17 protein-coding genes and 1 riboswitch are annotated in these 18,194 nt (G+C 72.4%); of the genes, 11 read left to right on the top strand and 6 right to left on the bottom strand.

The annotated features are described in order from the left end of the window. Window positions 1-3: 3 nt before the first annotated feature. Window positions 4-1,737: a glycoside hydrolase family 3 protein gene (locus ABTW72_RS18590; protein WP_350860290.1), complete on the bottom strand. Its 1,734-nt coding sequence runs from the start codon at window positions 1,735-1,737 to the stop codon at window positions 4-6. A gap of 87 nt (window positions 1,738-1,824) precedes the next feature. Further along, entirely contained in the window at window positions 1,825-2,316 is a 492-nt protein-coding gene (locus ABTW72_RS18585; protein WP_350860288.1) for a DUF3145 domain-containing protein, read from the bottom strand. A gap of 308 nt (window positions 2,317-2,624) precedes the next feature. Between ABTW72_RS18585 and ABTW72_RS18580 the strand changes: the two genes are divergently transcribed. Further along, window positions 2,625-2,954, top strand: coding sequence for a hypothetical protein (locus ABTW72_RS18580; RefSeq protein WP_030330285.1), 330 nt, complete (start codon window positions 2,625-2,627; stop codon window positions 2,952-2,954). Between the two features lie 76 nt (window positions 2,955-3,030). On the opposite strand, the gene ABTW72_RS18575 is transcribed toward ABTW72_RS18580, so the two are convergent. Beyond that, on the bottom strand, window positions 3,031-3,654 hold the full coding sequence (locus tag ABTW72_RS18575; protein WP_350860494.1) for a carbonic anhydrase: 624 nt from the start codon (window positions 3,652-3,654) through the stop codon (window positions 3,031-3,033). A gap of 169 nt (window positions 3,655-3,823) precedes the next feature. Between ABTW72_RS18575 and ABTW72_RS18570 the strand changes: the two genes are divergently transcribed. The 5 genes from ABTW72_RS18570 (at window position 3,824) to ABTW72_RS18550 (ending at window position 10,039) form a co-directional block, all read left to right on the top strand. Beyond that, window positions 3,824-4,795 (top strand): alpha/beta fold hydrolase, encoded by a 972-nt coding sequence (locus ABTW72_RS18570; protein WP_350860286.1) that lies wholly within the window; start codon window positions 3,824-3,826, stop codon window positions 4,793-4,795. A 107-nt stretch (window positions 4,796-4,902) separates the two neighbouring features. Then, window positions 4,903-7,020 carry a HelD family protein gene (locus tag ABTW72_RS18565; protein WP_350860284.1) on the top strand — a complete coding sequence of 706 codons (2,118 nt, stop codon included), beginning with the start codon at window positions 4,903-4,905 and terminating at the stop codon, window positions 7,018-7,020. A 106-nt stretch (window positions 7,021-7,126) separates the two neighbouring features. Further along, entirely contained in the window at window positions 7,127-8,044 is a 918-nt protein-coding gene (locus tag ABTW72_RS18560; protein WP_350860282.1) for a cation diffusion facilitator family transporter, read from the top strand. A 144-nt stretch (window positions 8,045-8,188) separates the two neighbouring features. Further along, window positions 8,189-8,320: riboswitch (cyclic di-AMP (ydaO/yuaA leader) on the top strand. 5 nt (window positions 8,321-8,325) lie between these two features. Beyond that, window positions 8,326-9,390 (top strand): coiled-coil domain-containing protein, encoded by a 1,065-nt coding sequence (locus ABTW72_RS18555; RefSeq protein WP_502892220.1) that lies wholly within the window; start codon window positions 8,326-8,328, stop codon window positions 9,388-9,390. Window positions 9,391-9,529: 139 nt separating this feature from the next. Beyond that, window positions 9,530-10,039 carry a hypothetical protein gene (locus tag ABTW72_RS18550; protein WP_350860280.1) on the top strand — a complete coding sequence of 170 codons (510 nt, stop codon included), beginning with the start codon at window positions 9,530-9,532 and terminating at the stop codon, window positions 10,037-10,039. A 241-nt stretch (window positions 10,040-10,280) separates the two neighbouring features. Here the strand turns inward: ABTW72_RS18550 and ABTW72_RS18545 are convergent, their stop codons facing one another. Then, a complete protein-coding gene (locus tag ABTW72_RS18545; protein ID WP_350860278.1) occupies window positions 10,281-10,745 on the bottom strand; it encodes an SRPBCC family protein in 465 nt (154 codons plus the stop codon). Window positions 10,746-10,932: 187 nt separating this feature from the next. Between ABTW72_RS18545 and ABTW72_RS18540 the strand changes: the two genes are divergently transcribed. Both ABTW72_RS18540 and surE read left to right on the top strand, forming a co-directional pair. Next, window positions 10,933-11,910 (top strand): PfkB family carbohydrate kinase, encoded by a 978-nt coding sequence (locus ABTW72_RS18540; RefSeq protein WP_350860276.1) that lies wholly within the window; start codon window positions 10,933-10,935, stop codon window positions 11,908-11,910. Next, window positions 11,907-12,734 carry a 5'/3'-nucleotidase SurE gene (gene surE, locus ABTW72_RS18535; protein ID WP_350860274.1) on the top strand — a complete coding sequence of 276 codons (828 nt, stop codon included), beginning with the start codon at window positions 11,907-11,909 and terminating at the stop codon, window positions 12,732-12,734. Before ABTW72_RS18540 ends, surE begins: the two co-directional genes overlap by 4 nt. Before the next feature lie 18 nt (window positions 12,735-12,752). On the opposite strand, the gene ABTW72_RS18530 is transcribed toward surE, so the two are convergent. Further along, entirely contained in the window at window positions 12,753-13,115 is a 363-nt protein-coding gene (locus ABTW72_RS18530) for an STAS domain-containing protein (protein ID WP_030330302.1), read from the bottom strand. A 385-nt stretch (window positions 13,116-13,500) separates the two neighbouring features. Here ABTW72_RS18530 and ABTW72_RS18525 point away from each other — a divergent pair, with 385 nt between their 5' ends. Continuing rightward, window positions 13,501-13,641: a hypothetical protein gene (locus ABTW72_RS18525; protein WP_167457621.1), complete on the top strand. Its 141-nt coding sequence runs from the start codon at window positions 13,501-13,503 to the stop codon at window positions 13,639-13,641. A gap of 169 nt (window positions 13,642-13,810) precedes the next feature. Further along, window positions 13,811-14,209, top strand: coding sequence for a hypothetical protein (locus ABTW72_RS18520; RefSeq protein ID WP_091409235.1), 399 nt, complete (start codon window positions 13,811-13,813; stop codon window positions 14,207-14,209). Window positions 14,210-14,362: 153 nt separating this feature from the next. Here ABTW72_RS18520 and ABTW72_RS18515 read toward each other — a convergent pair whose 3' ends face one another. Next, window positions 14,363-17,071, bottom strand: coding sequence for a cellulose binding domain-containing protein (locus tag ABTW72_RS18515; protein WP_350860271.1), 2,709 nt, complete (start codon window positions 17,069-17,071; stop codon window positions 14,363-14,365). A gap of 357 nt (window positions 17,072-17,428) precedes the next feature. Here ABTW72_RS18515 and ABTW72_RS18510 point away from each other — a divergent pair, with 357 nt between their 5' ends. Continuing rightward, the gene (locus tag ABTW72_RS18510) at window positions 17,429-18,115 is read left to right on the top strand and encodes a BON domain-containing protein (RefSeq protein WP_350860269.1); all 687 of its coding nucleotides are present in this window, start codon (window positions 17,429-17,431) and stop codon (window positions 18,113-18,115) included. The last annotated feature ends 79 nt before the right edge of the window (window positions 18,116-18,194 follow it).

Raw genomic sequence — 18,194 nt, 5'->3', positions numbered from 1 at the left:
CGGTCAGGTACCGCAGGTCGTCGCGGGCAGTCCGGGAACGGCCACCGGGGACCGGCCGCCCGGCCGGGCCTTGCCGGCGAGCACGGCGGCCAGACCGGTCATCGACGCCCGACTGGACGAGTACGTGGCCAGCAGCGTCGGTGACTTCGCGTCGGCCAGGACGTACGGGGTGTCCATGGCGACGGTGACCGCCGCGTCCGCGCGCAGGTCCTTGGTGCCGTCGCCGTAGCCCACCAGGTGCACGATCGTGCCGCCGCTGGGCTTGACCTGCACCCCGGCCGCGGTCAGCGCGGCGGTGAGCGTGGCCCGGGTGCCGTCCCGACCGCCGGACGAGGTGACGGTGACCGGCCCGCGTACCGCTCCGCCGCAGGCACCCCTCAGCACGGTGACGGCGGCGGCGGCCAGCGCGTCGGCCGCCGCCCGGTGCTCCGGGGTGTTGAGCGTGGACATCTGCGCCACCGGCAGCTCGGCGAGCCGGAACTTCATGGTCAGCACCCGGGTGACCGCCTCGACCAGCCGGGTCCGGGGCAGCGATCCGCCGCGCAGCGCGGCGAGCAGCCCGTCGTATGCCTGACCGACGTTCGGGGTCATCAGGATGAGGTCGTTACCGGCGTTGAGCGCCCGGACCGCCGCCTCGCCGGGAGCCCAGCGCTTCGCGGGCGGCATGTTCATTCCGTCGGTGATCACCACGCCCTGGAAGCCGAGTTGGCCGCGCAGCACGTCGGTGAGGAGCTTGTGGGAGAACGTCGCCGGGGTCCCCGGGTCGATCGCGCGCGCGTCCAGGTGACCGGACATCACGGCCATCGCGCCCGCCTCCATCCCGGCGGTGAACGGCGGCCACGCGCCGCTCTGCAACGCCGCGGCGGACTGGGTGAGCACCGGAAGGTCCTGGTGCGAGTCGTCGGCGCTGTGGCCGTGCCCGGGGAAGTGCTTCAGGGTGGCCGCGACCCCGACCGCCTGGAGGCCACGGACCGCGCCGTCCACCTGCGCGGCGGCCTGCTTCGGGTCGGCGCCGTACGACCGGGAGCCGATCACGGTGCTGCGGGTGGCCAGCACGTCGGCCACCGGGGCGAAGTCGATGTTGATGCCCATCGCGGCCAACTCGGCGCCGGCGGCCCGCCAGGCGGCCTCGGTGAGCTTCGGGTCACCGGCCGCACCGGCCGCGAGGGCGCTGGGCAGCACTGTGACTCCGTCGGTCACGCGGGTGACGACGCCGTACTCCTGGTCGGTGCCGATGAGCAGCGGCGCCGAACCGGCGGCGAGCCGACCTGCGGCGGTACGGAGCCCGGTGGTGAGCTCGTGCACCTGCTTGGGGTTGTCGACGTTCGTGGTCTCCTGGTTGCCCTTGGTCGGGTCGTCGGCGCTGAAGCCGACCAGGATCAGGCCACCCAGTCGGTACTTGGTGATCATGTCGGCGGGGGTGTCCACCCCGGCGAGGGCCTGGTTACCGGCCGCCGAGCCGGCGGAGACCTTCGTCGCCGAGTCGCCGTAGGCGTACGGCATCAGCACCTGGCCGACCAGGTCCTCGTCGGACAGCGTCGCCACCAGCGCGGCGGCGCGGCCGGCGGGGTCGCTGGCCGGCGGCGCGGCCGGGACGCTCGGGCCCGCGGACGTGCCGACCGGGCTGGGCGTCGGCTTGGGGCGCTCCGGGTCACCTGAGCAGCCGGAGACGAGCAGGGCGGTCAGGGCGGCGACAGCGACACTGGCGCGCCACGGGCGATTCGACACGCCGCCCATCCCACCAGCTTCTCCCTTATCGGGGCAACTTGACCTTACCGGTCGTCACCGGCTCGACGGCGTACGGCCAGCGGCCCGCCGGCCGGGTCAGCCGACCCGAGTGAGCAAGGTCACCGGGGCGCCGTCCCCGGCGTACCGGTAGGGCTCCAGGTCAGCGTCCCACGCCGTGCCGAGCGCCTTGTCGAGGGCATGCGCCAGCGCCTCGGGGGCCCGGGAGGTCGCCATCAGCGCCCGAAGGCGGTCCTCGCCGAGCTGGATGTCGCCGGCCACGCCGACCGTTGCCCGGAACAGGCCACGGGCTGGCACGTACATGAAGCGCTCACCGTCGGCGCCGGGACTCGGCTCCTCGGTGACCTCGAAACGGATCATGGGCCACTGCCGTAGGGCAGCAGCCAGCTCGGCGCCCGTCCCCGGACGACCGGTCCACCCGCACTCGGCCCGGCGTGCGCCGGGGTCGACGGGCTGAGCCGTCCACTGCAGGTTGACCGGCGCGGCTAGGACGCGCGCGATCGCCCACTCGACGTGTGAGCACACGGCGAGCGGGGTCGAATGGACGTATACGACGCCACGCGTTGGCACGGTGACCTCCCGGAGAGCGAGGTGCGTCTTCCCCTACGACCTCGTCCACCCAGGTGGCTGCTGCAACACATGATGACTCCTGTGACGCATGGTGCGCCAGGGAATCGGAAAAAACGCGGGGTGGAATAGCCGGACGGGTGGTCGCCGTTGCCTCTCAGGACACCGCGACGACCAGCATGATGTCGTGGTCCTGTACAGTTCCACCGGCGGCTTATGCCGCGTTACACCTTCGCGGGTCGAGTCACGTACGACCCGCACACAGCCCCCGGACGTCCAGTCCTCCCGTACGTCTTGCAAGGAGTACCTCCGTGGCGAGCAACACCTCTAAGACCGCGCGCGCGTCCGTCCGGGCCGGCCAGGCTGGCCAGGGTGGCGCCCTCAGCGTGCTGGGCGAGTTCAAGTACCTCATCCCGCTCAACGGCGGCAAGCACGCCTACGTGCGGAACCTGACCAACGGCAAGACCGCGCACCTGCGCACGGACTCCGACGCCTTCGTCGAGGAGATCCGCGTTCTGGCCGCCGCCGGTCACGCCGCCAAGATCCGGGCGGAGATCAACAACCTGGCTGCCACCCACCCGGGTGACGGCTGGGAGGCCACCGAGAAGCGCCTGGTCGCGGCCGGCGTCTTCGAGGGCTGAGCCCCTCCCCCACGCACCAACGAAACCGCCCGCCGGGAGTTCCCGGCGGGCGGTTTCGCATGTCCGGGGGGCCGGGTCAGCCCGGGTCGAGCAGGGCGACCTCGCCGCTGGCCAGGTCGTAGAGGCCGCCGACCACGGCCACCCGGCCGGCGGCCACCGGCCCGGCCAGCAGATCGTCCTCGCGCAGGGTGCGCACCGTACGCCGGACGTGCCGGCGGATCGCCAGCGGCTGCACCGCCGGATCGTCCAGCCCGGCCTCGGTGACCGCCGGGGCGATCTCGTCCACCAGGTGCGCCAGCGACCCGCCGGGACGCTGCCCGGTGCGCAGCGCCTCCACCGTGGCCTGCACCGCGCCGCACCGCTCGTGGCCGAGGACCATCACCAGCGGTACGCCGAGCTGGCCGACCACGTACTCGATCGAGCCGCGGACCGCGCGATCGAGCACGTGCCCCCCGGTACGGATCACGCAGATCGCGCCGAAGGTCTGGTCGAAGATCGCCTCCAACGGCACCCGGGAGTCGATGCAGCCCAGCACCACGGCGTACGGCTGCTGGTCGCCGGAGGCCGCGGCGGCGGCCGTGACGTCGTGCCCGTGCACCGGCTGGCCGCTGACGAACCGCCGGTTGCCGGCGAGCAGGTCGGCCAGCGCGGCGCGGGGCGTACCGCCGGCCTGCCGCCCCTGCCCCGACGTCGCACCCATGGGCGCTCGCGACGACCCCATGCCGTTCAGCTTGGCCCGCCGCCGTCCGGCACGGGCGAGGTCGGGAATGTTCGCCACGGCGCGATTGGCGTGGTGTCATGGCGGGTAGCCGGTGTTACCGCCGGGTATCCCGGTGCTGGTGGTACTGGGCGGCCCTGGGGAGGTGGCGATGCCGGAGCGGTTCGAGGTCGGTCTGCCGGACGGTGTACGGCTCAACGTCGAGGCGACGGGTCCGACGGACGCCCAGGTCACCGCCATCCTGCTGCACGGCTGGACGCTGGACGGGCGCGCCTGGCACCGGCAGGTCGACGCGCTCACGGCACCGCCGTTCGGCGGTGCCGTGAGGGTGGTCGCCTACGACGCGCGCGGGCACGGCCGGTCCAGTTGCATGGCGCTGCCCACTGCCACCCTGGCCCAGTTGGGTGACGACCTGGCCGCGGTGATCGACGCGGTCGCGCCGACCGGCCCGGTGGTGCTGGTCGGGCACTCGATGGGCGGCATGACGATCATGGAGTACGCCCACCGCCACCCTGCGCACTTCGCCGCCCGTACCGCCGGCCTGGTCTTCGTCTCGACCACCGCCGAGGGGCACACGCACACCGTCTACGGGCTCTCGCCGCGGATCGCCCGGTTGATCCGGCTGGCCGAGACGACCGGCGCCGGCGTGCTGGCCCGGTGTGGCTCGTGGCGCGCGCCCCGGGCACTGCTGAACGCGCTGCAACCGAGCATCCGGTGGATGCTCTTCGGTGACCGCTGCGAGCCGGCCGACATCCGCCTGGTGACGTCGGCGGTCGCGCGAGCCTCGCTGCGCTCGATCGGCGGGTTCCGCGCCTCCATCGGCACCCAGCACCGACTGGACACCCTCGCCGCGTTGGCCCACCTGCCGGCCGCCGCCCTGGTCGGCGACCGGGACCGGCTGACCCCACCGCCGTGCGCCGAGTCGATCGCGGCGGCCCTGCCGGCCACCGAGCTGACCGTCTGCCCGGGTGCCGGGCACATGCTGATGATGGAACGTCCCGACGAGGTCAACGCCTCGCTCACCGGCGTGGTGCGGCGGGTGCTCGCCGAATCGCCGCCGGCCCACCGTGGCGCATCGCCGCCGGCTCGCCGTGGCGCGGCCCCCGCCGAGACGGGTGTCTGAGCACGTTCGCGCACCTCGGGCGCGGCGGGTCGGGCCCGGGGCCGTACCCTTCTCGGTTGGCCCGCGCGGTTCCCGCCGCCTGCCGGCGACCTCTGAAGGAGCGTGCGTTGACCGACCAAACCGGCCTGGAGCAGGAGATCGCCGTCGAGCAACGACACCTCGACCGGGTGTACGCCCGACTGGCCGAGCTGCGGCGGTCGGCTGTCCGCGCCGAGCGTGACGGCTACCGGATGGCCCGGGTGGGCACGCACGGTGCCCTGGTCGAGCGCGACGCGATGGTCTTCCACGCCGCGCAGCGGCGGCACACCCTGGACGCCGAGCACGAGGGGCTGGTCTTCGGCCGCCTGGACCTGCGCGACCGTCAGGTGCTGCACGTCGGGCGACTGGGGATCCGCGACGAGAACGCCGTCACGCTCGTCGTCGACTGGCGCGCGCCGGCCGCCGCCGCGTTCTACCAGGCCACCCCGGCGCAGCCACTGGACGTGGTGCGGCGCCGTACCATCCAGTCCCGCGCCGAGCGGGTCACCCGGATCGAGGACGACCTGCTGGACCCGACGGCCGCCCCGGAGGGGATGACGGTCGTCGGTGACGGCGCGTTGCTGGCCACCCTGTCCAAGGCCACCGGCCGGGGCATGCGTGACATCGTGGCGACCATCCAGCGGGAGCAGGACGAGGCGATCCGCTCGCCCGGCTCCGGGGTGACGATCGTCGCGGGCGGCCCCGGCACCGGCAAGACCGCTGTTGCCCTGCACCGCGCCGCGTTCCTGCTGTACTCCGACCGCAGCCGCTACGCCGGCGGCGGCATCCTGGTGGTGGGGCCGTCGTCGGTCTTCGTCGAGTACATCGGCTCCGTGCTGCCGTCGCTCGGTGAGGACACCGCGACCCTGCACTCACTGGGCACCCTCTTCCCGGGGATGACCGCCACCCGCCCCGACCCGCCCGAGGTGGCGGCGGTGAAGGGCTCGCTGCGGATGCGCCGGGTGCTGGAGCGGGCGGCCCGCGACGCGGTGCCGGGCGGCCCGGGTGAGCTGCGGCTGCTCTACCGCGGCACGCTGCTGCGACTGGACCGGGCCGCGCTGGACCGGATCCGGGACCGCGCGCTGCAACGCGGCGCACGACGCAACGAGGTGCGCCGAGCTGGTTTCGACGGGGTGTTCGCCGCGCTCTGGGCGCAGGCCCGTGAGCTGAGCAGCGGTCGACTGCCGGTGCAACCGGCCTTCGAGGCGGAGATCGCCGAGCGGTCGGAGTTCCGGGAGTTCCTCAAGGCGTGGTGGCCTCGGCTGCACCCCCGGCACGTGCTCGGCTGGCTGGCGCAGCCGGACCGGCTGCGTCGGTACGCCGGGGGAATCCTCTCCTCGGCGGAGATCCGGCTGCTCAACGCCGCGTACCGAAACCTGGACTCGGCCGGGCTGACCATCGCCGACGTGGCGCTGCTGGACGAGTTGGACGCGCTGCTCGGTAAGCCCGCGCAGCCGGCCCGTGCGCGACGCGATCCGTTCCAGCTCGCCGGTGGCGTCCGTGAGCTGAGCACCCTCGGTGAACGTCAGCGGGCCGCCCGCGCGGCGGCCCGGGAGCGTCCGGAGGACTACCGGGAGTACGCGCACGTGGTGGTGGACGAGGCACAGGACGTCTCGCCGATGCAGTGGCGGATGATCGGTCGACGCGGCCGACTGGCCTCCTGGACCGTGGTGGGCGACCCCGCGCAGACCGCGTGGACCGGCGATCCGGAGGAGCTGACCCGAGCCCGCGACCAGGCGCTGGGCCGGCGCAAGCGACACGATTTCACGCTGACCACCAACTACCGAAACTCGGCGGAGATCTTCGCGGTGGCGGCGGCGGAGATCCGTCGGCTCTACCCGGACCTGCCGCTGCCGACCGCCGTGCGCTCCACCGGGGTCGAGCCGGTGGAGCTGGTGGTGCCCGCGACGGGGTTGGAGACCGCGACAGTGGAGGCCGCCGCCGGTCTGCTGGCCGAGGTGGAGGGCACGGTCGGGGTGATCACGCCGGTCCCCCGCCGGGACGAGGTCGCCGGGTGGCTGGGCGCGCTCGGCGCGCCGAGGTTGCAGGTGGTGACCAGCCTCGAGGCCAAGGGCATGGAGTACGACGGGGTGGTGCTGGTCGCCCCGAGCGAGATCCGGGCGGATCCGGGCGCCGGGGTGCGCACCCTGTACGTGGCGCTCTCCCGAGCCACCCAGCGGCTCACCACCATCGACCCGACCGGCTGACGTGTGCGGACTGCCCTCAGCGGAAGGCCCCGCCCGTACACTTGCACACATAGCGATGTGAGCATACATTTGACCGGGTCCCGACCAGCGGCGGAAGGTGGTTCTCGTGGGCGCAGGTCATGACCACCACCATGGGTCCGTCGCCAATGCCGCACACCAGCACCGAGGTCGACTCTGGGCGGCGTTCGGGTTGCTCGCCACCCTGATGGTGGTCGAGGCGGTGGTCGCCCTGCACACCGGCTCGCTCGCCCTGCTCTCCGACGCGGGGCACATGTTCACCGACGTGCTCGGCATCGGGATGGCGCTCGCCGCCATCACGGCGACAAGGCGGGCCACCGGCGACCCGCAGCGCACCTTCGGGCTCTACCGGCTCGAGGTGCTCGCCGCGCTGGCCAACGCGGTCCTGCTCTCCGGCGTCGCGATCTACGTGGTGATCGAGGCGATCCGCCGTTTCGGCGACCCGCACCAGGTCATCGCCGGCCCGATGCTCGCGGTGGCCGTGCTCGGCCTGCTCGCGAACATCGCCGCCTTCGCGCTGCTGCGCGCCGGAGTCCGGGAGAGCATCAACCTCCAGGGCGCCTACCTGGAGGTGCTCGGTGACCTGCTCGGCTCGCTCGGCGTCATCGGCGCGGCGCTGCTCATCACCGTCACCGACTGGTGGTGGGCCGACCCCCTGGTCGCGGTCGCCATCGGCGTGTTCATCCTGCCGCGCACCTGGCGGCTGGCCCGCGCCGCCATCCGCATCCTGGTGCAGGCCGCCCCGGAGCACCTCCAGGTGACGGCCGTGCACGACCGGCTCGCCGCCGTCCCCGGTGTCGTCGAGGTGCACGACCTGCACGTCTGGACGCTCACCTCGGGGATGGAGGTGGCCTCCGCCCACCTGACCATGGCACCCGGCGCGGAGGTCGGTGCGGTGCTCACCGCGGCGCGTACGGCCCTGCACGACGACTTCCGCATCGAGCACGCGACGTTGCAGATCGAGCCCGGCGCCGCTTCCGGAGCGTGTGGCTCCATCGAGTGGTGACGGGGGTTTTCACAGCCTTCCTCCGCTTTTGCCGTAATTTTCCGTGGTGTCGCACGCACCGTCCGTCACATTGGCTGCAGCGGCCCCATTGGCACCGGTAGGCTCGGTCCCGGCCTCCACCAGGCGGCGCCCTCCCGGCGCCGGTGGCGGTCGCCGCCTAATCGCCCAACTGGGCGAACCGGGGAACCATGTTCCTGGGGTGTATCCGCGTCAGCGGTAGGGATCTTCCGTCCCGAACCCGTCAGCTAACCCGGTCGGCGGCTGACGGAAGGACATGCGCAGTGGCACCAGCACGACCACCCGCCGCCCGACTGGCGGCCCTGATCGTCGCGATGTTCGCCCTCGGCGTCGCGCTTCCGGCCGGCACCGCCTCGGCCGCTCCCCCGACCGGCCTGCGGGCCGCCGCACCCGACTCCGACGAGGAGGGCGGCACCCCGGCGTTGCGGGCCCAACTCGAGGCGGCCAGCAAGGGCTACCTGGACGCGAAGCGCGCCCTGGACACCTCCATTCAGCGGCAGAAGCAGCTCGCCACCCAGCTGAAGACCATCGAGGTCGAGATCGACCAGCGCAACGGCAAGGTCGGCGAGATCGCCGAAGTGGCCTACCGCACTGGCCGGCTCGGCGCGATGTCGGCGCTGCTCAACAGCAACACCCCGGAAGGCTTCATGGACCGGGCGGCCGCGCTGGACGCGGTGGCGGCCAACGAGGACCGGGTGTTGCGCGACCTCCTGGACAGCAAGGACAAGGCCAACCGCACCCGGGTCGCCCTGGACGGCGAGATCAACGAGCAGCGCAAGCAGGTCGCGGTGATGGCCAAGCGCAAGGAGCAGGCCGAACGGGCCCTGACCGTGGCCACCACACCCAAGCCGCAGACCACCGCCGACACCAGCTCCAACCGGGGCACCTCCAGCGCCAACGCGACGGCCGCGCCGCGCAACTCCGACGGCTCCTGGCCCTCCGAGTCGTGCAGCGTCAACGACCCCACCCCGGCCAACGGCTGCATCACCCCCCGCACCCTGCACGCGCTCAACCAGGCCAAGGCCGCGGGATTCACCAGGTACGTCTCGTGCCACCGCCCCAGCGGCTCGGGTGAACACCCGAAGGGCCGGGCCTGCGACTTCGCGGCGCAGAAGGGCGGCTTCGGCGGTAACGCCACCGGCGGCGACAAGACGTACGGCAACAACCTGGCCGCGTACTTCATCCGCAACGCGGACCGGCTCGCCGTGCTCTACGTGATCTGGTACAGGCAGATCTGGCTGCCCAGCAGCGGGTGGAAGTCGTACAGCGGGGCGCACGGCACCCCGTCGACCGACCACACCAACCACGTACACCTGTCGGTCTACTGACCCACGCAGTCGTGATGCCTGTGAGTCGTGATGGCTCACAGGCATCACGTGCGTCCGGGCCGGGCTACGTCGCCGGGCGTACCCCTGATGTCGTCGCTCGTCGGACGACCCGGCCGCCGTCCGCGGGCAGCATCGCGGTATGCCTAGGATCCGACCCACCACCCGCAAGGCGCTGCTCACCCTGCACCTCGTCACCTCGCTCGGCTGGCTCGGCGCCGACCTGGTGCTGCTCACCCTCGGCATCGCCGTGCAGCGGGGGGCCGACCCGGCGGTGGTCTATCCGGTCACGGCCCTGGTCGGCACGGTGCTGTTCGCGCCGCTGAGCGTTCTGGTCTGGCTGATCGGAGTCGCCAGCTCGCTGCTCACCCCGTGGGGCCTGCTGCGCCACCGCTGGGTGCTGGTCAAGCTCGTGCTCACCACGGTGATGGTCGGGCTGGTGCTGTTCCTGCTCACCCCGAACCTGCGGCACGCTGGAGCGGTCGGCGGCGCCCTGCCCGCACGAGATCGCGCCGACCTGGTCATCGCGCCGGCGGTGTCGACCAGCCTGATGATCATCGCGACGGTGCTGTCCACCTACAAGCCGTGGGGCAGGCGTCCCGCCGCCCGACCCGCCCACACGAGCCGCGACCGCGCTGTAACCACGAAGTAGGCGTCGCCGCCGGTGCACGCGGGGAGCAGGTCAAAGCCGTCGCGCTGAGCGCAAGAGCCTTGCCCTGCCCCGCGATCTTGCACTTACTGTCCCGACAGATGGGGCATCCCGCTGATATTGACAACCGAAACTGCAAGATCGACGCAGCGGGCGCGCTCTGCCTGCTGAACGGCAGTGACACCCAGGTCCTGAGCACGATGGTGCAGCGCCAGCGCCGAACGCGGGGCGGCGCGGGGGCGGGTCAGGTGGGCGGGGGGTTGCCGGTGCGGTCCAGGGCGGCGCCCAGCCGGGTGGCGAGGGCGAGGTGAGCGGCCTGGGCCTGGCGGAACGCGTAGCGGAACAGCGGCCTCGGCGCGGTCAGGGTGATCTCGACGTCGATGCGGACCAGGCCGTCCGGCTCGGCGCGTAGTCGGGTGTGGTTTCGCACCGTGGTGGCCGGCCACTGGCGGGCGACCATGACGATCTCGTCGGCCTCGCTGATCAGCACGTCCGCGTGGTAGGTGGTCCGGAAGCGCAGCGGACCGGCCGCCAACCGGTCGTTGATCGTGTAGCTGGCCTGGGCGCCGGGCCGGGGCGGCACCCGGCGAACCCGGACGATCAGCGGATGCAACTCGCCCTGCCGGGTCAGGTTGCTGAGCAACGCTGCCGCCTCGGCGGGTGAGCACCGGGCCTGGACGGTGTAGCTGAAGGTACCGCTGCTGAGCACACCGTCTCCCGCCGTCGTTGGTCGCCCGATCGTCTCGTACCGATGTCTGGCTGGCAACGCCCCGGGCCCTCAGCGCCGCGCCGGACCGGGCGGATGAGACGGCCTGTGACCGCTTGCGCCATTAAGGTCGTTTAGTACAAAACTTCCGTAGATGCCGGAGGGCGGCCAGCATGAACGGCGACGACCGATGAGTGGGCACGTGATGGTCTTCGCGCCCACTCCACAGCTGACGGTGACGGTGGACCAGCCCAACGACCACCCCGAGCTGCACCTGCACCCTGGCGGACAGGGCGTCTGGCAGGCCCGGATGGTGATCTCCCTCGGAGTCGACGTGGTGCTCTGCGCCGCCCTCGGCGGTGAGATCGGCCAGGTGCTGGAGCCCCTACTGGTCAGCGAGGGCGTGGACCTCAAGGTGGTGGTCCGTGATTCCGGCAGCGGCGGGTACGTGCACGATCGCCGCGAGGGCTCCCGGCAGGAGATCGCCGACGTGCCCGGGCAGCCGCTGAGCCGGCACGAGATCGACGAGCTGTACAACCTCGCCCTCGGCGAGGGCCTGCGGGCCTCGGTGAGCATCCTCAGTGGGCCGAACGAACCGTGGCTCGTACCGGCCGACCTGTACCGACGCTTCGCCGCCGACCTCGGCGCGAACGGCGGCCGGGTGGTGGTCGACCTCTCCGGCGATCACCTCGGTTCGGTACTGGAGAGCGGGGTGTTCTTCCTCAAGGTGAGTCACGAGGAGTTGATCCGCGACGGCCGCGCCCACAGCGACGACACCGAGGAGCTGACCCGGGCCATGTACGAGCTGCACGCGGGCGGCGCCGAGACGGTGGTGGTGAGCCGCGCCGACCAGCCGGCGTTGGCGCTCATCGACGGGGAGCTGTTCCAGGTCGAGATGCCCCGGCTGGAGGCCGCCGACCCGCGCGGCGCGGGCGACTCGATGACCGCCGGAGTGGCGGCCGCCGTGGCCAGGGGCGGGGACATTCGGACCGCCATCCGCACCGGCGCCGCCGCTGGCGCGCTGAACGTGACCCGACACGGCCTGGGCACCGGGCGGCTGGACTCGATCACCGGCCTGGTGGACCGGGTCCGGCTGGTGCCGGCGGACAGCCGGCAACAGGAGCGGACCACGCCGGACGAGTTGGCCGGCCGGGTGGTCGAGCGATGACCCTGCGGGTGTTGATCACCAACGACGACGGGATCGCCGCGCCGGGCATCCAGGCGCTGGCCTGGGCTGCCCGGCAGCGGGGCCTGGACGTCGTGGTGGCCGCGCCGATGGAGGAGGCGAGCGGCACCAGCGCCGCGATGAGCGCCATGGAGCGCGACGGGCGGGTCGTCGTGAACGACCACCCGCTGCCGGACCTGGTAGGTGTGCCGGCGTACGGGGTCGCCGGGTCCCCGGGCTTCATCACGCTGATCGCCCTGCACGGGGCGTTCGGCCCACCGCCGTCGGTGGTGCTCTCCGGCGTCAACCGGGGCGCCAACGCCGGCCGGGCGGTGCTGCACTCCGGGACCGTGGGCGCCGCGTTCACCGCCGCCACCAACGGCTGCCGGGCGATGGCGGTCTCCCTCGACGTGCTCTCGGCCGGCGAGGCGACGGCCGCGAGCGGTGGCGCCGCCGTGGACGCCGCCGCCCGGGTACGCGACGCCGAGCGGCACTGGGGCACCGCCGCGCGGGTCGCCCTGGACCTGCTCCCCCGCTTGACCTCCGCGCCGATGGAGAGCGTGCTCAACGTGAACACCCCGGACCTGCCGCACGGGCAACTGCGCGGGGTGCGGCGCGGCACCCTGGCCAGTTTCGGTCAGGTGCAGATGACGGTGGCCGAATCCGGCCACGGGTTCGTCCGTACCTCGCTGGAGGAGCCGGGGCAGGCCGCACAGCCGGGCACGGACGTGGCGTTGCTGGCCGCCGGGTACGCGTCGGTGACGGCCATCCGAGCGGTCACCGAGGCGACCGACATCGACCTGACCGGCCTGGACGAGCAGCCCTGACGGGGACGCCCGGCACGCTCAGGCGCCGGGCAGCACCTCGGGGGTGGCGGCGCCGGCGAAGTAGGGCTCCGGGGCGCCGAAGAGGCCGAGCAGGCCGGTCACCCAGAGCTGCCGGTGCACGAACCGGCTCGGCTCGGTGACCACCAGCTTGACGTCGCTGACCTCGGCTGTCTGGAAGCCGGCGACCATGGCGCTGATGCCGACCGAGTCGATGAAGGTGACCAACCTCATGTTGAGTTCGATGCGCAGGGGGCGGCCCTTGGCCAGCACCTCTGCGATCGCTTCGCGCACCTCGTACGCTGTGTCGACGTCGATCTCACCCCGTGGGGCGATCTCCACGACACCACCGGACAGAACCGACTTCACGATCGACAGGCTCACGCGAGCACCTCCACCCGCCCGTCCCCCGGGCGCCTCATCAGTACGCGGGCCGCGACCGAGAGTATTCCTCCGACGGCCTCGGTCGCCACCCCTCGGGATGAGCAATTCGCGGATCCGGGCCCACAAAGCCACCCATATCCGCACTTTTCAGTATCTGATTACTCAAGACTTTTCGTTATCTGACCATCGACGATCGGTCGTGACCGACGCGCCGCCGAACCAGGGTAGCGGTCCGGACCCGGCACGCCCGACAACCGGCCCATGACGTCCGCCTGCCCGTGTGCCGTCGGCGTGTCGCCCACCGTCGGCCGGCACGATCGGCGCCCCCGGTTGCCGACGCGCCCTAGCATCGGCCGGGACACCACCGTGACGGAGAGGATCTTCGATGATCAAGCGACTTGCCGGGCTGGCCGGCGTCGGTGTTCTGCTCGCCCTCGTCCTGGCCTGCGGTTTCGGTGGCGGGGGCGACGATGACGACGATGACGATGATTTCGCCCGAGGTGTCGCCGTGTCAGCGGTGCGCTGATTCGGTGGCGCGCCGGGTTTCGGCGCGCCGTGCTACCGGTGCTCCGCGGCGGTCGGGGTTTGCGTTCGGCTGACGCGGGGCACTGCGGGGTAGGCGACACCGTGACGCGCTGGAAAGACGCCGAAGTCCGAAGTGGCCGGCGGCTTCGGCACCCGAGGAGGTAACCACGATGTTCGGAACCAACCTGCTGGACCGCCGCAGCAAGCCGGAGCGGATCGCGGACCAGGCCTGGGAGCACCTGCTCTCGGCCGTCAGCTATGCCGGAGACAGTGTGCGGGACACCGCCCGCTCGGCCCGCCAGAACAGCAGCGATCTCGCCGATGGGGCGGGTGACCTGGTGGGATCCGCAGCCGAGGAGGCGCGACGCCGCGCCTCGCTGGCCTTCGACGCGCTCGCTGGCCGCCAGCCGGCACTGCCCTGGACGCTCCTGATCGGCGCCGCGCTCGTCGGCGCGGCGGTCGGCTGGGCCGTCGGCTCCGCCGCGCGGGCCGCCGGCAGCCGGGACGACCGTGCCGTCGACGACGTGGAGTTCGTCGACGTCGACCGCCCCAACTCCCCCGCCATCTGAACGACAGCACCACGACGGGCCCCGATCGACTCAGGTCGAGCGGGGCCCGTCGTGGTGCTGGAGTGGACCCGGTCCGCCGGGTGCCGGACCCCTCAGGCGGCCCGGCGGACCGGTGTCTGGTGATGATCCGGAGTCCCGGCCCGGATCACCCGCTCAGCGACTCGTGCAGGTGATGGCGGCCGGGGACGTGTTGCGACCGATCCACGAGCCGAGGAAGCCGACGGTGGTGCTGGTACCGGCGGCGAGCGCGCCGTTCCAGCCCGTGTCCCGGACCGACACGGCGGCTCCGGTCTGGGTGTGGGTGCCGCCCCAGAGTTGGTCGATCCGTTGGCCGTCGGTGAAGGTCCAGCCCAGCGTCCAGCCGGCGATGGGGGCGCTTCCGGAGTTGCGGACCACCAGCTCGGCCTGGAAACCGCCGGACCAGGAGCCGGTCACCCGGTACGTCGCCGCGCAGCCGGAGGACGGCGGAGGCGTGGTGGGTGGTGGCGTGGTCGGGGGCGGCGTGGTGGGTGGTGGCGTCGTCGGCGGCGGTGTGGTCGGGGGCGGCGTGGTCGGGGGCTCGCCGCCGGTGCGGTCGGCGACCAGGATGCCGCGACCGTTGGTGCCGAGGTAGACCCGACCGTAGACCCGCGGGTCGCCGGTCAGCGCCTCGGTCGGATTGCCGTACTGGTGGCGGTCGTCGTTGATGCGTACCCAGGTCGCGCCGGTGTCGTCGGAGCGGTGCACGCCAGGTTGACCGTTCACCGTGCCGTAGAGGAACACGGCGGGGTTGGTCCGCCCGGGTGCCGCCTTGCCGAAACCGACGTTGCCGGAGGCGCTGACGCCGTCCAGCCTGGTGAAGCTGGCGCCGGCGTCGGTGGAGCGCCACAGACCACCCGGCCCCGCCAGCCACAGTTCGCCGGCCCGGCCCGGCAGGGCCTTGAACCGCACGTCGGTGGTGGGCAGCCCGGTCGCGGTGGTCGGGGTGAAGCTGGCCCCGCCGTCGGTGCTCAGGTAGAAACGCCCGCCGCTGAAGCCGTAGAACCGGGTGGGGTCGACCCGGTCGGACTCGACCGTGGCGTTCGCCGGGATGCCGGTCGACGCTGCCCAGGAGTTGCCGAACCCGACCGAGTGGACGACGCGTTGACCCGCGTCACCAGGCGCCCAGACGAAGCGGCTGCCGTCGGCCGCGGCGGCCACCGTGCCGCCCAGGTTGACCCCGGACGGTTCGGTGCCCTGGAACCAGGTGGCGCCGCCGTCGGTGGAGAAGGCGACGTGACTGTCGTTGGGTCGGTCGGCGTCGGTGAAGTTGCCGGCGCGCACCAGCACCGCGGGCTTGCTCTCGGCGTAGTCGAGGCTGGTGGTGGACGTGAACACCGGCTGGGTGAACAGCATCGACGGAATCGCGTCCAGGTCGGTGTGCCGGAAGCCGCCGACGTCGCCGAGCGCGCTGATCAGGGGTGCGCCGCTGGGCGGGCTGATCAGGCCGAGGACGGCGGTCTCCTCCAGCCCCCGGACCATGGGCCGGAGGGTGAACTGACCGCCGGTGTCCCACCTGGTCAGGTCGGTGGTGCCGTAGATGGTGGCGCCGGTGCCGTACATCATGCGGTTGGAGTCGTGCGGGTCGATCTCCACCGACTCGTTCATCCAACCGAGCTTGGGCGCGTCCTCCGGGGGTGCCGGGTTGAAGCCGAAGGTCAACCAGGGCACCGAGCTGATGTCCATGGTGTAGCGGCGGGACCTCTCCGGGTAGTTGCTGAACTCCCAGATCCGCGTCCAGCTCGCTCCGCCGTCGGTGCTGCGGAAGAAGATGGCGTCCGGCCACCAGGAGACCTGGGTGGCCACCAGCAGGGTGTTCGGGCGTTGCCGATCGATGGTCAGCCCGCTGTAGCCGAAGTAGGCGTCGGCGCTGGTGGAGGGCACCGGGCTGATCCGCGTCCAGGCCCCGGTCGACCGGGTGAACTTCCAGACGTCGCCCTTGCCGCCGTCGTACGGGCCGCCGGTGTCGCTGGTGGCGATGTAGAGGTGACCGCCGACCGGGTCGACGACCCCCTTGTGGGCCAGGTAGCCGGTGGGCTGACCGGGGATGCGCGCCCAGGTGACGCCGCCGTCGGTGCTGCGGTAGACCGGGTTCTCCTTGTCCGCCACACCCACGTAGACGGTCTGCGTGGTGGAGCCGGCGGTGCCGGTGCTCTTGTCGAAACTGACCCAGGTCAAGCCCTGGTTCTGGCCGTTGTAGCCGTTCGGGTCGCTGGGGTCCGCCCGGTAGTTGCCGACGTTGGGGAAGGCGGCGACGCGGGCCCAGGTGACGCCGTGGTCGGTGCTGCGCCACAGCCCGTTGCCGCCCTCGGCGCCGTAGTACACGATGCTGTTCCGGTTGGGGTCGACGGCGAGCCGCTCCCCCATTCCCCGGCCCGGCATGTTGCCGCCGTTCTTGAACGGCAGCTCGGTGGCCTGCCAGGTGGCGCCCTTGTCGGCCGAGCGCAGGATCGCGCCGTTGTTCGGGTCCCAGCCGTTGGTGTACATGCCGACCGCGGCGTAGACCCGGTTGGTCTGCACCGGGTCGGTGGCGATGCTGACCACGCCGTTGTAGCCCCAGCGGTCGGCGCCGACCCAGTCGAGCAGCGGCGTCCAGGATTGGCTGGCCTGTTCCCAGCGGTACGCCCCACCGATGTCGGTGCGCGCGTAGGAGAGGTTCTTCTCGGTGGGGTTGAAGACGATGCCGGGGACGAAGCCGCCACCGCCCACCGGGACGTTCCGCCAGGTGTACGCCTCCGCTGCGGCCGGGGTGGGTGCCGATCCAGCGGCGGTGAACGGGACCACCACGACGGCTGTGGCGGCGGCCAACACGGACACGACGGTGCCGGTGAGACTTCTCCGCATCTGCGGTTCCTCTCGGGATGGAGCCCCGGGGGACGGGGTCGATCGCCTGGGTGACGCCGTGGCCCGGGGGACGAGCACGACGACGGGACGGGCAGAGCTGCCCTGGCTCCACCACCCGACGCGACGGCTCCCGCGATCGAGGAACGCGATTACCGTAACCGAAACCGGCTCGCTTTGGAAGCGCTCCCACCATCGATGTTCGTCTCCACTTTCCATCCGTGCCGCCCAGGTCGGACCGCGCCGTCACCCGGTCCGGGCGAGGGCGGCTCACCCGGGACGGCGGCAGGATCGCAGCACGGCGGACCTCCGGCCGCGGCCAGCACCCGGTCCGCCACCGAAACAGCGGAGGAGGGACAGATGGCCATCGCGGAGATCAACCGCACCGACCAGGACATCCAGTCCGCCGTGCTCGACGAGCTGACCTGGGAACCGCGGGTGCAGCCGCACGAGATCGGCGTGACCGTCGCCGAGGGCGTCGTCACCCTGACCGGCCGGGTGGACAGCTACGCCAAGAAGTGGGCCGCCGAGCGGGCCGCCCACCGGGTCGCCTCGGTCCGGGCGGTCGCCAACGACGTGGCCGTGCAGCTCACCAACGGCACCGAGCGTGCCGACAGCGACCTGGCCGCGGCGGCCAGCCACGGGCTGGAGTGGGACGCGTTCGTGCCCATCGAGAAGCTCCAGGTCACCGTCTCGGCCGGCTGGGTGACGCTGCACGGCGACGTCGAGTGGGAGTACCAACGCCGAGCCGCCGAACGCGCGGTGGCCCGGCTGACCGGCGTACGCGGCGTGAGCAACGGCATCACCGTCCGACCGGCCACCACGCCGGACGCCCGCAACGTGGCCGACCGGATCGTCGACGCCCTCGCCCGGGCCGGAGCGACCGAGGCCGAACGGATCAGCGTCCGGGTGCACGGCGACACCGCGATACTCGCCGGCCTGGTGCACTCGATGCCCGAACGTGCCGAGGTCGAGCAGGTGGCCTGGTCCGCGCCGGGCATCCGGGAGGTGCAGAACCACATCGCGGTCGCCCCGGTGCTGCGCTGAGCGGGCGCCGGCCCAGCGCGCGGTGAACGGGCGCGGAACCACCCGGGGTGGGTGAGCCTGCCTCACCCACCCCGGGAGC

The sequence above is a fragment of the Micromonospora sp. NPDC127501 genome (genome assembly GCF_040302185.1).
Classification (GTDB): Bacteria; Actinomycetota; Actinomycetes; order Mycobacteriales; family Micromonosporaceae; genus Micromonospora.
The sequence above is the reverse complement of the archived record's forward strand: the minus strand, read 5'-3'. Positions and strand labels throughout refer to the sequence as shown.

What these genes read in the sequence shown, in the direction of transcription:
- ABTW72_RS18520 (WP_091409235.1), top strand. Translation starts at nt 13,811, where the DNA reads ATGTTCGGAACCAACCTGCTGGACCGCCGCAGCAAGCCGGAGCGGATC.
- ABTW72_RS18540 (WP_350860276.1), top strand. Translation starts at nt 10,933, where the DNA reads ATGAGTGGGCACGTGATGGTCTTCGCGCCCACTCCACAGCTGACGGTG.
- ABTW72_RS18525 (WP_167457621.1), top strand. Translation starts at nt 13,501, where the DNA reads ATGATCAAGCGACTTGCCGGGCTGGCCGGCGTCGGTGTTCTGCTCGCC.
- ABTW72_RS18515 (WP_350860271.1), bottom strand. Translation starts at nt 17,071, where the DNA reads ATGCGGAGAAGTCTCACCGGCACCGTCGTGTCCGTGTTGGCCGCCGCC.
- ABTW72_RS18550 (WP_350860280.1), top strand. Translation starts at nt 9,530, where the DNA reads ATGCCTAGGATCCGACCCACCACCCGCAAGGCGCTGCTCACCCTGCAC.
- ABTW72_RS18575 (WP_350860494.1), bottom strand. Translation starts at nt 3,654, where the DNA reads ATGGGTGCGACGTCGGGGCAGGGGCGGCAGGCCGGCGGTACGCCCCGC.
- ABTW72_RS18570 (WP_350860286.1), top strand. Translation starts at nt 3,824, where the DNA reads ATGCCGGAGCGGTTCGAGGTCGGTCTGCCGGACGGTGTACGGCTCAAC.
- ABTW72_RS18590 (WP_350860290.1), bottom strand. Translation starts at nt 1,737, where the DNA reads ATGGGCGGCGTGTCGAATCGCCCGTGGCGCGCCAGTGTCGCTGTCGCC.
- ABTW72_RS18510 (WP_350860269.1), top strand. Translation starts at nt 17,429, where the DNA reads ATGGCCATCGCGGAGATCAACCGCACCGACCAGGACATCCAGTCCGCC.
- surE (WP_350860274.1), top strand. Translation starts at nt 11,907, where the DNA reads ATGACCCTGCGGGTGTTGATCACCAACGACGACGGGATCGCCGCGCCG.